At 62.3% G+C, this 15,507-nt stretch carries 16 protein-coding genes; 10 read left to right on the top strand and 6 right to left on the bottom strand.

The annotated features are described in order from the left end of the window. Nucleotides 1-18 precede the first annotated feature (18 nt). The 4 genes from GCN74_RS04910 to GCN74_RS04895 form a co-directional block, all read right to left on the bottom strand. Nucleotides 19-783, bottom strand: a complete 765-nt coding sequence (locus GCN74_RS04910; RefSeq protein ID WP_152255606.1) for a substrate-binding periplasmic protein — start codon at nt 781-783, stop codon at nt 19-21. Beyond that, nucleotides 783-1,649: a carboxylating nicotinate-nucleotide diphosphorylase gene (gene nadC, locus GCN74_RS04905; protein WP_152255605.1), complete on the bottom strand. Its 867-nt coding sequence runs from the start codon at nt 1,647-1,649 to the stop codon at nt 783-785. Before nadC ends, GCN74_RS04910 begins: the two co-directional genes overlap by 1 nt. Further along, nucleotides 1,646-2,779 carry a quinolinate synthase NadA gene (gene nadA, locus GCN74_RS04900; protein WP_152255604.1) on the bottom strand — a complete coding sequence of 378 codons (1,134 nt, stop codon included), beginning with the start codon at nt 2,777-2,779 and terminating at the stop codon, nt 1,646-1,648. Before nadA ends, nadC begins: the two co-directional genes overlap by 4 nt. Before the next feature lie 249 nt (nt 2,780-3,028). Continuing rightward, entirely contained in the window at nt 3,029-4,627 is a 1,599-nt protein-coding gene (locus tag GCN74_RS04895) for an ABC-F family ATPase (protein ID WP_152255603.1), read from the bottom strand. Nucleotides 4,628-5,002: 375 nt separating this feature from the next. Between GCN74_RS04895 and GCN74_RS04890 the strand changes: the two genes are divergently transcribed. From GCN74_RS04890 to GCN74_RS04875, 4 genes are all read left to right on the top strand, one after another. Continuing rightward, nucleotides 5,003-6,097 carry a hypothetical protein gene (locus tag GCN74_RS04890; RefSeq protein WP_152255602.1) on the top strand — a complete coding sequence of 365 codons (1,095 nt, stop codon included), beginning with the start codon at nt 5,003-5,005 and terminating at the stop codon, nt 6,095-6,097. 153 nt (nt 6,098-6,250) lie between these two features. Further along, nucleotides 6,251-6,799, top strand: a complete 549-nt coding sequence (locus GCN74_RS04885; RefSeq protein WP_193316969.1) for a DUF2939 domain-containing protein — start codon at nt 6,251-6,253, stop codon at nt 6,797-6,799. Between the two features lie 105 nt (nt 6,800-6,904). After that, entirely contained in the window at nt 6,905-7,573 is a 669-nt protein-coding gene (locus GCN74_RS04880) for a hypothetical protein (RefSeq protein WP_152255600.1), read from the top strand. A 63-nt stretch (nt 7,574-7,636) separates the two neighbouring features. After that, nucleotides 7,637-8,095: a GNAT family N-acetyltransferase gene (locus tag GCN74_RS04875; protein ID WP_413541527.1), complete on the top strand. Its 459-nt coding sequence runs from the start codon at nt 7,637-7,639 to the stop codon at nt 8,093-8,095. 59 nt (nt 8,096-8,154) lie between these two features. On the opposite strand, the gene GCN74_RS04870 is transcribed toward GCN74_RS04875, so the two are convergent. Next, on the bottom strand, nt 8,155-8,847 hold the full coding sequence (locus GCN74_RS04870; protein ID WP_152255599.1) for a DUF3334 family protein: 693 nt from the start codon (nt 8,845-8,847) through the stop codon (nt 8,155-8,157). Between the two features lie 433 nt (nt 8,848-9,280). Here GCN74_RS04870 and GCN74_RS04865 point away from each other — a divergent pair, with 433 nt between their 5' ends. The 5 genes from GCN74_RS04865 (at nt 9,281) to GCN74_RS04845 (ending at nt 13,795) form a co-directional block, all read left to right on the top strand. Next, complete coding sequence (locus GCN74_RS04865) at nt 9,281-10,951, top strand: DUF6138 family protein (protein WP_152255598.1); 1,671 nt, start codon at nt 9,281-9,283, stop codon at nt 10,949-10,951. A gap of 97 nt (nt 10,952-11,048) precedes the next feature. After that, nucleotides 11,049-11,741: a hypothetical protein gene (locus GCN74_RS04860; RefSeq protein ID WP_152255597.1), complete on the top strand. Its 693-nt coding sequence runs from the start codon at nt 11,049-11,051 to the stop codon at nt 11,739-11,741. A 25-nt stretch (nt 11,742-11,766) separates the two neighbouring features. Beyond that, nucleotides 11,767-12,093, top strand: coding sequence for a hypothetical protein (locus tag GCN74_RS04855; RefSeq protein ID WP_152255596.1), 327 nt, complete (start codon nt 11,767-11,769; stop codon nt 12,091-12,093). 93 nt (nt 12,094-12,186) lie between these two features. After that, complete coding sequence (locus tag GCN74_RS04850) at nt 12,187-12,828, top strand: hypothetical protein (protein ID WP_152255595.1); 642 nt, start codon at nt 12,187-12,189, stop codon at nt 12,826-12,828. Nucleotides 12,829-12,916: 88 nt separating this feature from the next. Then, nucleotides 12,917-13,795, top strand: a complete 879-nt coding sequence (locus GCN74_RS04845; RefSeq protein ID WP_152255594.1) for an alpha/beta hydrolase — start codon at nt 12,917-12,919, stop codon at nt 13,793-13,795. A gap of 9 nt (nt 13,796-13,804) precedes the next feature. Here the strand turns inward: GCN74_RS04845 and GCN74_RS04840 are convergent, their stop codons facing one another. Continuing rightward, nucleotides 13,805-14,692 (bottom strand): LysR substrate-binding domain-containing protein, encoded by an 888-nt coding sequence (locus tag GCN74_RS04840; protein ID WP_152255593.1) that lies wholly within the window; start codon nt 14,690-14,692, stop codon nt 13,805-13,807. Nucleotides 14,693-14,863: 171 nt separating this feature from the next. Here GCN74_RS04840 and GCN74_RS04835 point away from each other — a divergent pair, with 171 nt between their 5' ends. Continuing rightward, nucleotides 14,864-15,484, top strand: coding sequence for a LysE family translocator (locus GCN74_RS04835; RefSeq protein ID WP_152255592.1), 621 nt, complete (start codon nt 14,864-14,866; stop codon nt 15,482-15,484). Nucleotides 15,485-15,507: the final 23 nt, after the last annotated feature.

Below are 15,507 nucleotides of genomic sequence, written 5' to 3'. Positions count from 1 at the left end.
GGCGAAGATAGGCAGGTGTCAGGGCACGGCCACGTCGTAGCGCTTGCCCAGTCTTTTCAGTTCGCCCGTCTCGATCAGGGTATTGAGTTCCTGGTCGAACTGCAGGCGCAGCTTGTCGAAGGCGGGCGAACGGGGAAAGGCAAAGTAGCCGTTCTGCACTTCGATGACCCTGGGCAGGGGTTTCACCTGGCGCCCATAGCCGAGGCGGGCGATCACGGGATCGGTATTGCGGCGGTTGCTGACGAACACGTCGACGTGGTTATGCACGAGCATCTTCAAGCCGTTTTCCACATTGTTGGCCACGCTGACCTGCAAGCCGGGCCGCATGCGTTCCCAGTCCGCGCCATAGGCCCAGCCATTGAGCAGCACCACCCGGCGGTTCTTCAGCGCCGCGTAGTCGCCATCCCAGGCGAAACTGGCGTCCTGACGCGTATAAAAGACCATCTGGTCCTGATAGAACGGCTTGTCGGAAAAGCCCATGCTGGCGATGCGCTCGGGCGTCTTGTAGGGGCCGATGAGGATATCGGCCTGCCCCTGCACCAGCATGGCTTGCGCGCGCGCCCACGGCACCATGCGAAAACGCACGGTATTGCCCGTGCGCGCCGCCATCAGGCGCAGCAGTTCCGCGCCCAGGCCCCCATACTCGCCGCCATCCTGGTACTCGAACACGCGCGCAAACTGGGCGCCCACGGCCAGCAATTCGCGCGCCTGCGCCGGCAGAGGCGCGGCAAGCGCGGGCCACAGCAGCGCCAAGGCCAGCAGGCGCCGCCCTGCCCGCCGCATCAGCCGACGATGCGCAAGGAGTAATCGGTGGCCCGCACGTCCTTGGTCAGGCTGCCGATCGAGATGCGGTCCACGCCCGTTTCGGCGATGGCCCGCACGGTGTCGAAATTGATGCCGCCCGACGCTTCCAGCAAGGCGCGGCCATGCGTCAAGGCCACGGCTTCGCGCATCATATCGTTGCTGAAGTTATCGAGCAGCACGGAAACGGCGCCCGCATCGAGCGCTTCCTGCAATTGCGCCAGGGTTTCCACCTCGATCTGCACGGGCACGCCCGCGTCGAGCTTGCGCGCGTTTTCCAGGGCCTGGCTGACGCCGCCCGCGGCCGCGATATGGTTTTCCTTGATCAGGATGCCGTCGTACAGGGCCAGGCGCTGGTTCTTGCCGCCGCCCACGCGCACCGCATACTTTTGCGCCAGGCGCAGGCCCGGCAAGGTCTTGCGCGTATCTAAAATGGATGCCCTGGTGCCGGCGATCACGTCCACATACCGGCGCGTGGCCGTGGCCACGGCCGACAGCAGCTGCAGGAAATTGAGGGCGCTGCGCTCGGCCGTGAGCAAGGCGCGCGCCGGCGCTTCGATCGTGCACACGACGCTGTCGGCCGTCATCATGTCGCCTTCGGCGTAATGCCAAGCGATGTCGATGCTGCGGTCCAGGCTTTTCATGATGCCTTCGAACCATGGCGCGCCGCACAGCACGGCTGCTTCGCGCACGACGACTCTGGCCGTGACGAGATGGTCGGGCGGCACCAGCTCGCCCGTCAGGTCGCACTGGCCCACGTCTTCCAGCAAGGCGGCCAGCAAATTGCCTTCGAACGCGCGCGCCAGGGCGGGATCGAAAGGAGCGAAAGAATTAACGAGGGTACTCATGCTGGACCGATTCCTTGGAACAATTTAGTTTCTTTTGCCAGGTCCGCGCCCGGCTTGAGGCCCGCCTTCTTGGCGGCGGCGAAGTCGAGCATGCGGTTGATCGAGCGCACGGCCAGCTGGCCGACGGCGGGATCGACGTGGATTTCGTTGTGCATGTTTTCCAGCGTCTGCGCCAGGTTCAGCAAGCCGTTCATGGCCATCCACGGGCAGTGCGCGCAGCTCTTGCACGTGGCGCTGTTGCCGGCCGTGGGCGCTTCGATGAAGCGTTTTCCAGGCGCGGCCGCGCGCATCTTGTGCAGGATGCCGTTGTCGGTGGCGACAATAAAGGTGTCCGTGTCCATAGTTTGCGCTGCCGCAATCATTTGCGACGTGGAACCCACCATGTCGGCCAGCGCCACCACGTTCGCGGGCGACTCCGGATGCACGAGCACCTTGGCTTGCGGATACTCTTCCTTGAGCAGATCGAGTTCGATGCCCTTGAACTCGTCATGCACGAGGCAGCTGCCCTGCCACAGCAGCATGTCGGCGCCCGTTTCCTTCTGGATATACGAACCCAGGTGTTTATCGGGCGCCCACAGGATTTTCTTGCCCTGCGCATGCAGGTGGGCCACGATGTCGAGGCCGATGGACGACGTCACCATCCAGTCCGCGCGCGCCTTCACGGCCGCGCTGGTATTGGCGTAGACGACGACGGTACGGTCGGGATGGGCATCGCAGAAGGCCGTGAATTCGTCCGCCGGGCAGCCGAGGTCGAGCGAACAGGTGGCATCGAGGTCGGGCATCAATACCGTTTTTTCGGGACTGAGGATCTTCGCCGTTTCGCCCATGAAGCGCACGCCGGCCACGACCAGGGTCTTGGCCGGATGGTCGCGCCCGAAGCGGGCCATTTCCAGGGAGTCGGAGACGCAGCCGCCCGTGGCTTCCGCCAGGTCCTGCAGGTCTGCATCAACGTAGTAGTGGGCAACGAGCACGGCTTCGCGCTCGGTCAGCAGGCGCTTGATGCGCGTGATCAGTTCGGCTTTTTCGGCCGGGGACGGCGTCGCTGGCGTGCGTGCCCAGGCGTGGGCAGTGCAGCTGGCTCCGTCTTGCGGGTGTTCATACTCGACGGATTTGATGGCTAAAGTTTGCATGGCTGTGTCAAACAAAAACGGGATAGACCGGCACGAACGCAATACAGCAGGTGCGCCGGAACGAAAGGACCGCGGCGCGTCGGTGTGGTGATACCAGAGTACACCACCAGCTTTCCAAACGCCTGATAAAACCGTAGCGCGAGGCAGCGAGGCTCGGCGCCCCCTTGCGGCCGAGAAGCACAACCGTGCTGAAGCACGGTGAGCATCACAGGCCGCAAAGCGCGACGCGCAGCAGGTTTGATCAGGTGTTTAATCGATACCTTGGCTCTTCAGGTAGTCCTCGTAGTTGCCGCGGTAATCGACCACTTCATCTTCCTTGATCTCGATGATGCGGTTGGCCAGCGACGAGACGAATTCGCGGTCATGCGACACGAAGATCAGTGTGCCCGCGTATTTTTCCAGCGCGATGTTCAAGGATTCGATCGATTCCATGTCCATGTGGTTGGTCGGCTCATCGAGCATCAGCACGTTGTGGCGGCCCAGCATCAGCTTGCCGTACATCATGCGGCCTTTTTCACCGCCGGACAGCACCTTGACGGCCTTTTTCACGTCGTCGCCGCCGAACAGCAAGCGGCCCAGGATGGAACGCACGGCCTGGTCGTCGTCGCCCTCTTTCGTCCACTGGCCGATCCAGTCGGTCAGGTTCGTGTCCTTGGCGAAATCTTCCGTCGGATCTTGCGGCATGTAGCCCACGTTGGCGTTTTCCGCCCACTTCACGCGGCCCTGGTCCGGCTGCAGGCCGGCGATGTCGCCCGCGATGCAGCGCAGCATGGTGGTCTTGCCGGCGCCGTTGGCGCCGATAATGGCGATGCGCTCGCCCGCTTCGACCAGGATGCTGAAGTTCTTGAACAGCTGGCGGTCGAAGCCTTTCGAGATGTTCTCGACTTCCACGGCCAGGCGGTGCAATTTCTTTTCGCCGTCGAAACGCACGAACGGATAGGCGCGCGACGATGGCTTGATGTCGTCGACCTTGATCTTTTCGATCTGCTTGGCGCGCGACGTGGCCTGGCGGGCCTTGGATTTGTTCGCGGCAAAGCGGCGCACGAATTCCTGCAGCTCGGCAACCTTGTCTTTCGCTTTCGCGTTGTTGGCCAGCTGCTGGTTGCGCGCCTGGGTCGAGGCGAACATGTATTCGTCGTAGTTGCCCGGATAAATCTTCAGGGTGCCGTAGTCCATGTCGGCCACGTGGGTGCACACCTGGTTCAGGAAGTGGCGATCATGGGAAATGATGATCATGGTGGAGTTGCGCTCGTTGAGCACGTCTTCCAGCCAGCGGATCGTGTTGATGTCCAGGTTATTTGTCGGCTCGTCGAGCAGCAGGATGTCCGGGTTCGAGAACAGCGCCTGGGCCAGCAGCACGCGCAGCTTCCAGCCTGGCGAGACATTGCTCATCGGGCCTTGATGCAGGTCGATGGCGACGCCGGCGCCCAGCAGCAGCTCGCCCGCGCGCGATTCGGCCGTGTAGCCGTCGTATTCGGACACTTTGCCTTCCAGCTCGGCCGCCTGCATGTAGTCGTCGTCCGTCGCTTCCGGGTTCGCGTAGATCGCGTCGCGCTGCTGGATGGCCGCCCACATTTCCGTGTGGCCCATCATGACGACGTCGAGCACGCGCATGTCTTCAAACGCGAACTGGTCCTGGCGCAGCTTGCCCAGGCGTTCGTTGGTATCGAGCATGACGTTGCCGCCCGACGGGTCCAGATCGCCGCCCAGGATCTTCATGAACGTCGACTTGCCGCAGCCGTTCGCGCCGATCAAGCCATAGCGGTTGCCGTCGCCGAACTTGACGGAGATATTCTCAAACAATGGCTTGGCGCCAAACTGCATCGTAATATTTGCGGTTGAAAGCATTAGTGAGGTCTTTATCCAGTGAAAACAGGTAGTTAAGTACTTTTCTCCCATTATACAGTACCGGCCATGGGCTACTGTATAGCGCCTGCTGGCGCTTGCATATTCCGCTTGCATGTTCAACGGTGGATGGACCGGCGCGCGCCAGGCAGGCAGCCCGGTGAGCGGCGCCTGGCGATGCCCCACATCAAGTGCCGACTACCGTGCTGGCGGGCGCGAGACGCGGCAGCCGCGCTCTCGCGCCCCGGGATCGCACGCGATGCGTGACAATTGATGAGAATTATTAATATCAAACACACTACAATTAGTAGGAATTATCCTACGCAGTAAAAAATCCCCGGCTTTTCATTTCACCCATTTCACCCATTGGGAGGGAATATGAAATTTCATGTGCGCCTGGCGCTTCCCATTGTGCTTTCCGTGGCCGGCTGCGGAGGCATGCTCCCCACCCCCAAAGATCAGGCGGCGCAAATCGATTTTGGCGCGTCCTACATGAATTCATTAACAGAGAAATATCAACCCGCCGATCAATCCACGGGCCCGAAACTGCGGCAACGGCTGGAAGAATACGACGCCCTCGAGGGCGTGGACCTGGATACGGACGCCAGGAAAAACGATGCGCTCGCCAGAGCGCAAGCCAATGCCGACATCCGCTCACTGACCAGCGACTTGCAGGCGATCGATGCTGAAACCGCCAGATACCTGAGCTTTAAGGCAATCGAAGAAAATCGCCTGGCATCCCTGGAAAAAGAGATTCTGGCGCTCAACAGAAAAGCCTCGCCGCCCGACGCGCAAATAGCTGCCGCACAGGATAGAATCGATGCGAGAAAAACAAAATTATCCGATATTGCCTCGACCCTGAAAAAACTGGAATCGGACAAGTCATTGCAAAGCCTGATCATCGAAGAAAAAAAGTCGGTAATCAACAGGATAGACGGGAAGACTTACGACACGTCGGAAGCAAAAAGAAAAATCATACGCAATGGTATCGTTCGGGACTTCATGGCCATCGCGGACCATAATTACCTGCAGTTCAAAAACGATCTGCTGGCCGGACGGGTGCGCAGCGATACGGCGGCCGACATCTCTGAACTCCTCTTATCCACGGCAACCACGCTCACCGGCGGGCTGATGGCCAAGAGCAACCTGGGCGCCGCATCAACGCTATTGAAGGGATCGCGCGCAACGGTAGACAAGAACTTCTTCGCCCAGCAAACCATGCGGGCGATTATCAACTCCATGGAAGTAGGCCGCTCTTCCGACAAGACCGTCATCAATTCGAAAATGACGCAATCTACAGATACCTACCCTATCAGCGAGGCAATTTCCGATGTGCAGCGCTATCAAAGTCGCGCCAGCCTATTCCTGGCGGTCCTCGATCTGGCCAACCAGTCAGGCAAGAGCGCAGCTTCGCTGGAGGACAATCTGAACGATGCGGCGATCAAAGCGGCAACGTCGGGTGCACATCAATAGGCGGGCGACGCACCCGTTCAGGCGCCGGACATCGCGCAATGATCGATAAATTATTGCCGCATTCGTCATTAGCAGGTAGGCTGCGTGCTCGTCTGTACCCGGCATTGCCGCCGTGCGGGAACCTCTCAACCATTTCAGTATCCCAGGCTTCACTTGAAAAAAATCACCATCGCCGCCACCGTGGCCGCCATTGCCATCGCCGCCACCGCCTACGCTTCGCCGTACTATGCCTTGCACCAGATCAAGACCGCGCTGGCCGAACGCAATGCCGACGCCCTGGCCGGACACGTGGACTTCCCCGCCCTGCGCGCCAGCGTCAAGACGCAGCTGGAAGCGGGCATGGCCCGCAGCATCGAGGCGACGGCCGGCAGCGACAACCCGCTGGCGGCCCTGGGCCAGTCGATTGCCGGCGCCATGCTGGGCAAGATGGTCGACGCCATGGTCTCGCCCGCCGGCGTCGTCGCGCTGGTCAACAAGAGCGCCGTCAGCCCGCAAGGGGGAGCCGATGCCAGTGCGGATGGCCCGGCCGGCGGCGCACAGAACAAGGCCAGCTATACGGCAGGCTATACGGGCGTCAACACCTTCGTCGTGCGGGCGAAGGATGGCAATGCGCAGGATGGCGCGCTGGTCCTGCAGCGCCATGGCGTGTGGGGCTGGAAACTCAGTTCGATCGAGATCGCGTCGGCGATGGCCGCGCGTTAATCGTGCTCATCGCGTGAACATGCGACGCCGCGGCACCGCGTGCGCGCAGGCGCAGGCAATCCGGTACACAATGCGTGCCATCTTTAGGAGATGGCAGGAGATTTCATGCTGACACACTTATCGCTGGCCATGGCACTCGGCCTGGCCAGCGCCGCGCCGTTCGCCCAGGCCCAGGCCCTGGATGGGGCCACTGCCGCCGAGCGCAGCCACTCCATTGCCGCGCGCATGCGGGCGGAAACGTCCAGGGCCGCCGATCCCGACGCCCCCGCGCCCTTGCCCGTGCCCAGCGATATTTCGCTGGCCGAGCTGGAGCGCCGCTGGGCGCTGGGCCAGGCGCAGGCGGAAGCAAGGCACTTTTCCAGCGCACTCGATCCGGCCGCGCTGACGGCCCTGGCGCAGCAGATGGGGTGCCTCGATATCGTCGGCGTGCAACCGTTCGGCTTCCCGCTGGAACAAAAGCAGCCTACCGTCCTGAGCGGCGCCCACCTGCTGGCCCGCTGCCCGGACCGGGCCTATGTGACGATCACGGCCATGTCGATGGCGGGCAAGACGGGCAAGCGCGTCACCATTTCTCCCCAGTCATTCCATCAGACGGTGGCTGGCAAGCCCGCGCGGCGCCTGTATTACAAGGCCCCCAGCGGCCGCCAGAAGGAAACGCTGACCTTTGTCGACGGCGATTATGTCTATGCGCTCGAATACTGGTCGCTCGATGACAGCCAGCAAGCGGGCATGGTCGGCACTCGCCGGATGGAAACATTGACGTTGCCGCAATAAAATGGACGCAAACAGCTGAAATACTGTATATTCATACAGTTATTTACTCTTTTCTTGTCCGCCATGCCTGCCACGCCGCCCAACGACCTCCCCTACACCATGTGCGTCAGCGACATGATCGATGCGGAGGTCGAGCAAACCATCCTCGGGGGCTTGAATGCCTACAACGATGCCATCACGGGATACCAGGACAGGCAGGTATTGAGCGTGGTCGTGCGCGACCGCGACAGCCAGCGGGTGCTGGGCGGCGCCATGGGCCGGACCTCGCTGGGCCTGCTGTTTCTCGACTTGTTTTATTTGCCCGCGGCCTTGCGGGGACGGGGCCTGGGCAGCCGGATACTGGAACAGTTCGAGGAAGAAGGACGCCGGCGCGGCTGCGCTTCGGCGGTGCTGTACACCATCAGTTTCCAGGCGCCCGAATTTTACGAGCGCCGGGGCTGGCGCCGTTTCGGCGAGATTGCCTGCAGCCCCGAAGGGACGAGCCGCGTATTCATGAGCAAGACCTTGCAGGCCGCATTGTAGGCGGTAAACGACAGCGGCCGGCAGCACACATGCCGCCGGCCGCTATCAGCAACAGTTGCTTACATGCCCAGGGACTTGAGCAGGTCGGCGTTGTCGTCGTCTTCCGGTTGCGCGGCAGGCGCCGGGGCGGCATCGCGTTCGCGGTTCGCAAATTCGCCATCCATCAGCGAGTCGGCATCGACTTCGCGCGAATCGAAATCGTGCAGCTTGATGAACTCGGTGCGGTCGATCGCCAGTTCCAGATAGAAAATATTGTTCTTTTCCGTGTAGAAGGTGACGCGGCGCATTTCCGGGCGGTCCAGCGGCGTGTCGACGCTGAGCATCACCTGCTTGTTCAGCACCAGCATCTTCGGCTGGCTCTGGGTAATATTCGTTTGCAGTTCGCGCCGCACCTTGCCCGTGAAATCGCCCACGATCTGGTTCATCAGCTCGCCCATGATGTTCGACACTTCGTCCGACGTGTAGAAGCTGGCCAGCTCCGACTTCGGCATGCCCATGTGCAGCATGTAGCGCTCGTAGATTTCCATCGCCGTATCGGCGGCAAAATTGAGCACGACGAGGCCCGTGAAACCGCCATCGAACATGACGAAACAGCCGATGTCCGGCTTCAGGCCCGTCTTGGTGATGCGCTGCACCATGCCTGAATAATTGACTTTACTTTGCGTTGCAACGTTGAGCACCCGAACCACCGAGTTGCACAAACTCATCAACAAATCTTCTGTACCGTACACAACATCCTTTTCTGCATCCATGAGCAACCTCTTCTACTATTTTAAAGATGACAGCACTGTTCCCTGCCCGCTGCGAGGCCCGCCACGATAAATCGCTGGGCAAGCGGACGACTTCACCTTTGCATGCCTGACCTTGCCTGGCGGCGCGCGCCCCGTTGCCGCGGCCGCTCGCCCCCCTCTTACCTTTTTCTGTATAGAAATAAGTATCAGATGCGCAGAATACCGAGATGTAACATTTCCGTCCAGCCATACCTGCATTTACTTGACGATCTGTGCGGAAATACAAAAATGGCGCCACCATGCGCCGCACAGCGGCCAGGCATGCAACATTGCGCGAAAGATCACGCTCTTCGCCCGCCCCGGACACCGTTGTGCACGGCGCGCCGGCGCCGCATGTTTTATACTGCCGCGCAACAATAGCGCAAACGCAACATGAATGGAGAGGCAACACACGATGAGCACACTGCAAGAGCAGGTAACAGCCGAAATGACCGCGGCCATCCATGCCTGGTTCGATGAGCGCCTGCAGCGCACGGACCTGGAGCAGGCTATCAAGCGCACGACCTTGCAAGCAGGTATCTTCAATGATTTCATCCTCGACTACAAGCCGGGCCGTACCACGGCCGACGATTTCGACCTGGGCTACGACGACGAGGAACGCCCCAGGACCCCGGCGCGCCTTGACGATGCACAAGTGCGCGAGCTGATCGCGCCGCAGCTGACGGCGCTGGTGCAAGCCCGGCTGGCGCCGCTGGTGGACACGCCGATGATCGACTACCGCTTCACGTTCCGCGGCAAGTTCCAGACGACGCAGGGCAAGCTGCACCTGACCTTGCTGGAATACGTCAACGACGGCAAGCGGCAAAGCTTGCTGTCGAATATACACGCATACGTCGGACACACGCTGGCGCAAGGCAGCGAGCCGACGCCACCGCTGGAAACGTTCTTCCTGGCGCGCCACCTGCTCGACAAACAGCTGTTCCCGCAAGCGGACGTGGCCTGGATCATCGCGCAGTTCGAGCGCATCCAGGCCTTGAACAAGGCGCGCCCGGACACGCTGGCCGAGCACCGCCACCACATCATCCGCGCCATCACGCAATGGGCGGAAAACGATTTCCTGCCCCTGTACTACGACCGCAGCCTGTCCGCCTACCGCGCCACCGAATACGCCCTGAAGGCGGGCGCCTTGCCCGATGGGCAGGCGCAGCAGCCGATTGACCTGCTGCTGTACGTCGCCGTGATGATATTGCGATACGAACCCAGCTACGCCAAGTCCCGCGGCCTCACATTCCTGGAAATCGCGCGCGAACTGGGCAGCGAACGGGCCGTGCGCATGCTCAAGGAAGGCAGCGGCACCTTCCCCGACGCCGACATCCACGTAAAAAATGCGCTGCTGGAATGCCGTGCCAACGATGTGTTTGCCACCATCACCATCGCCATCGCCCGGGAAGAAGCAGACGCGTATGCGCAGGCGCTGGCCTTCATCACGCACCTGCTGAACAACGGTTTCCCTAAAAGCTACCAGATCAAGCTCAAATCCAAGGTCAAGACATATTTGCCCATCAAGGGGCTGGCGAAATCCGATACGCACCGCTTCTTTGCCAACGCCCTCGCCCATGCCAGCCTGCAGCCGCAACTGGAAGCGTATGCGCGCGCGGCCATCGAGCAATTCGAATTCTATGCCGACACGGAAGGCGAAAAGAATTGCATGCCCGGCAGCTATGCCGTGTTCGGCCTGGGCCTGCTCGACGCCCGCCATTTCCCCCTGGTGCAGCACTACATGGCGCACGTCGATGAAGAACACCAGTCCGTGCAGGACCAGTTCACGACGGCCTACGCCGCCACCTTCGGCGTCACGACGGCCACCATTCCCGTGCTGACGGCGTGTTTGCGCGCCTGCACGGATAACGTGAAACTGAAAATCCAGGCGGACTTCGAGGACGTGGAAAAACTCGACTGCCTGTACCGGCAATTGCAGGGCCTGGAAGGCTATCTGGTGGAACACATGCTGTATCCCATCTGGGGCAGACTGGAAAAACTGGCGGCCCTGGCGCGCAAGGCGCAAGGGCCCCGCAAGGAACTGCTGCTGGCCTTGCTTGAAGCGGCGAGCAAGACAGACGCCTAATGTGTGCAACGTTATGACTTTCACCATATATAATGCGCGCGCCAGAATTGCCTCAAAGCATCTTTTGGCGACTGACATCGAATCATGGAGAAAATACATGCATCAAGCACAACAAACATCGCGCGCCTCCCTGCTGGCAGCGGCCTTGACGGCTGCCGTGGCGCTGGCCCAGCCCGCCATCGCCGCCGAGGCGCCAGCCGTGGAGCTGGCGCCCATCGACGTGGCCAACCTGTACATCCAGACCATCATCAACCAGGATGAAGCCAGCGTCGCCAAGCTCAACGCCTACCTGCGCCCCACCCGCCTGGCCGGCCACCAGAGCGCCGAATACGCGTCGTACACCGACTTGAAGGCAGCCGACGCCCAGTTCCCAACCGAAACCGGCAAGCTGATCGCCGACCTGTTCCCGGCCGCCATGCGCGCCGCCGTGACGCCGGCCGCCGAGCTGCTGGCCGCCAATGTCATCGCCGCCAAGAATGGCGCCGCCTGCAAGGCCACCAAGGCGGACCCTGTGACGGTGGAAAACGGCATGCAGACGGCCGCCGTCAGCTTCGAATGCCAGGTCGTCAAGGTACCGCTAGCGTGGGCGCCTGCCGCCCAGCAACTGGCGAAGAGCGGCTGCAAGGTCGAGCAATGCAAGGCGGGCCTGCAAAAGATCGCCGCGACCTACACCAGCGCGCCGAAGCAGACGTGGCGCGCCGTGTTTGCAGTCAGCCGAGAAAAGAACTCGGAAGCCTGGCGCAACGATTTCGCGCGCGAAACCTTCGATGAAATCTGGGATTACCTGTAATCCACGGCTCGTTTAGAATGGCTGGATGAACAAAGTCACTCCGGTACCGCAGCCCGCAGGCCTGGCCTTGCTGCGCCTGCTCGCCCCCGACCATGTGGAGGTCACGTTGGGCGCGCAAGTGCTGGCGCAAGACTTGCCTGCCCTGCACGGCAGGCAATTGCTGGCGCTGCTGCGCCGGCTGCGTGCCGCCCAGTCCAACCAGCTGCACTATGCGGGCGCCAGCGTCGGGCAAGCCGAACAGCTGTTCGGCGCCGCCATCGCCGCCGTCAAGGCCGAGCTGGCCACGCGCCCGCACCTGCCCAACAAGCAGGAAGCCAAGGCCTTGCGCCAGGCGGCGGCAAAAAAGCGTTAATCGAGGCGCAAGCCGGCCAGCCGTGCGCGCAGGTGCGCGGACGTCCTCCTATAATCGGAGGCTCTCCGTTTCCGCTCTTGAAAGGCGTCATCCATGTCCACACGATTTTCCCGCCGCTTGCTCGGCTGCGCCGTACTTGCGCTCTCCGGTCTGGCGACCGCACAGGCTGCCGGCGGCCGGCATATCGGTCCCATCGACGCGCGCGCCGTCTGGCAGGAACGCTCGCTGTCCGCCTGCCGCAGCGGGCAATCGCCCTCCGCGCCCGACGTCTGCCTGCTGCGCACCATGCAGCGTTCCGGCGCGCACCCGCAAGCCATCGCCGCCGCCAGGATGCTGGTCAAGGCGAACAAGGCGGGCTTCATCTCCGCCTGGCGCCCGCTGGGCAAGGCGGCGCTGGCCACCGTCACCTATCCGTTTCGCGCCAACACGAATGAAGGCAGCTTGCTGATCGGCAGCGATGGCGCGGCCATCGATGTCGACGAGGATGCCGTGCGCGAGGAAGACCGCGCCACGCCTGCGTGGCAAGCGTTTGCCGCCGCCCACCCGGACACCGTGCCGTTTGCGCCCGCCGAGTTCGTCGGCAGCACGGCCACCAGCGATGGCGGCCAGAGCGTGCTGTTTTCCACGCCCCTGATCACCTGCCACGCCTGCGCCGAGGATGGCGCGCTGCTGGTGGCCTACACGATCGACAAGGCGGGTATCGTGCGCGAGCGAAAACTCTTGACGATCAAGTAATGCTGCGTCAAAGATAAGATAAAATTGCTGGACGGCATGTCTATACAAATCGCACGCCGTCCATCCCTTTATTTTTTGACAGGACACCATGCACCGTTTCAGCCCTACCCGCCTCAGCCTGCACCTCGCCACCGCCTTGCTGCTGTCCGGCAGCGCCGCCTTCCAGCTTGCCAGCGCCGCAACACCGGCGCCAGCCGCCGCCAGCGCGGCCACGCCGCTGGTCATCGGCGAAAGCTTTGTCATCGATTCGAAGGCGCTGAAGGAAAAGCGCCACATCAACGTGTATATGGCGCGCGCCTGGGATACCCCGCCCGATGCGCCGCTGCCCGTGCTGTACATGCCGGACGGGGGCGTGGCGGAAGATTTCCTGCACGTGGCCGGCTTGCTGCAAGTGTCGGTAGCCAATGGCACGATGCGTCCCTTCATGCTGGTCGGCATGCAAAACACGCAGCGCCGGCGCGATCTGACGGGGCCGACGGAGAATGCGGAAGACCGCAAGATCGCCCCCGTGCTGGGCGGCGCGGCCGCCTACCGCGATTTCATCCGCGATGAACTGATGCCGGAAGTCAAACGGCGCTACCGCACGACGGGCGAGACGGCCATCGTCGGCGAATCGCTGGCGGGCCTGTTCGTGGTGGAAACGTATCTGCTGGAACCGCAGCTGTTCGACCATTACCTGGCGTTCGACCCCAGCCTGTGGTGGAACCATGGCGCCCTGCCGCGCCAGGCGGCATCCCTGCTGGCCAAGGGCAAGCCGGGCAAGCGCAGCCTGTACCTGGCGTCCAGCAGCGAAACGGGCATTGCCGTCGAAGTGCAGCGCCTGTCCGAGGTGCTGGAAAAACAGGCGCCGCCCGGCCTGCAGTGGCACCAGGAAAAGATGCCGGCCGAAACCCATGGCACCATCTATCACCCGGCCGCCCTGAAAGCGTTCCGCGACGTCTTCAAGCCGGCCACGCCGGCCCAGTAAGCGGGACGGCTACGGCGCTGGCAGCGCCTGCGCCATCTGCTCACGCAGCCAGTGCAGCAGTGCGGTCCGGCGCGCGTCGCCGTCGAATGGCAGCGGCGACAGCAAAAAATAGCCTGTGCCGTCGCGCCGGAATCCCGACGGCGCCACCAGGCGCCCGCTGTCGATGTCTTCCGCCGTCATGAACACGGAACCGATGGCCACGCCCAGGCCGGCGCAGGCCGCTTGCAGGCTCAGGTAGAAATGCTCGTAGGTCTGGCTGTGGCCCTGGCCCCAGCCGCCCTCGTCCGTGCCGGCGGCGCGCCAGTGTGCCCAGGCGGACGGGCGCGACGCCGTGTGCAACAGCGTTTGCGCAGACAGCTCCAGCCGGCCATGCCGCAGCAAGGCCGGCGCGCAGACGGGCGCAATCCATTCGTCGCACACCTTTTCCGCATGCAGGCCCGCATCCCACAAAAAATCATTGCGGCGCAGCGCGACGTCCACCGCGTCGCGCTGGAACGCCACCGCTCCGCCCGATGCAAACAGGTGCAGCGGCACCTCGGGGTGCCGCTGGTAAAAGTCGCCCAGGCGCGGTATCAGCCACTTCATGGCGATCGTCGGCTCGCACGACACCACCAATGGCGCCTGCGGCGCCGGCTGGCGCACGGCCTCGATGGCGGCATCGAGCCGGTCGAACGCTTGCTGGACGGCATCGCGCAGCTGCACGCCCGCGGGCAGGAGAAACACGCCGCGGTTGCGGCGTTCGAACAGGGCCGTGCCCAGCGACGTTTCCAGCAGCCGGATTTGCCGGCTCACCGCCCCGTGCGTGACATGTAATTCATCGGCCGCCCGGACAAAGCTGCCCAGCCTGGCCGCCGCCTCGAAGAAACGCAAGCTTCCGAGCGCCACCTGTCTAGTCATGATCTGTCATTTTTTATCACACATAATCGCAAGATATCATCGTTTTTCACCGTCCGCCATTATAGGGATAATTGCGTTTCCGGTCGCCGGGATGGGTACACAACGCCAGCCAAACAGGCGATGAATACTCGCCGATTGCCATACGGCGCCACCACTATTGAAGGAAAACGCATGATCGAATTGCTTGCCGTTGCACTCATTACCCTGCTGGCCTCCATCGTGCCCGGCCCCGATTTTGCGATGGTCACGCGCAACAGCTATCTGCATGGGCGCCGCGCCGGCCTGCTGGCCGCGCTCGGCATCGCCACGGGGGTGCAGGTCCACGTGTTCTATACCATGTTCGGTATCGGGCTGATCATCGCAAATTCACCGCTCTTATTTACTGCCATCAAGTTTGCAGGCGCCATGTACCTGGTCGTGATCGGCTGGAAAACCTTTGCCAGCCGCAGCGCCGTCGTGCTCGACCTGCAAGACGGCGCAGCCGCGCCCCGCCATACGGTCTTCCTCAGCGGCTTCCTGACCAATGCCCTGAACCCGAAAACGACCTTGTTTGTCATCAGCACCTATACCCAGGCGGTGCAGGCCGGCACGCCATTGACAGTCCAGTTTGGCTATGGGTTATGCATGTCCGCCATCCATCTGCTGTGGTTCGCCCTGGTCGCCCTCTTGTTTTCAAAAGCCGCGTTCCGTTCCCGCATGATCCGCCGCCAGCGCACGATAGACCGGCTGATCGGCACGCTGTTGATCGCCCTGGGCGTACTGCTGGCCTGCGCCAACATGGACAAACTGTAATGGTATGCGGGGCGGCCCGCCAG

This window comes from Janthinobacterium sp. FT14W (assembly GCF_009208755.1).
GTDB lineage: Bacteria > Pseudomonadota > Gammaproteobacteria > Burkholderiales > Burkholderiaceae_D > Janthinobacterium > Janthinobacterium violaceinigrum.
This window is presented reverse-complemented; position numbering and strand designations above follow the sequence as displayed.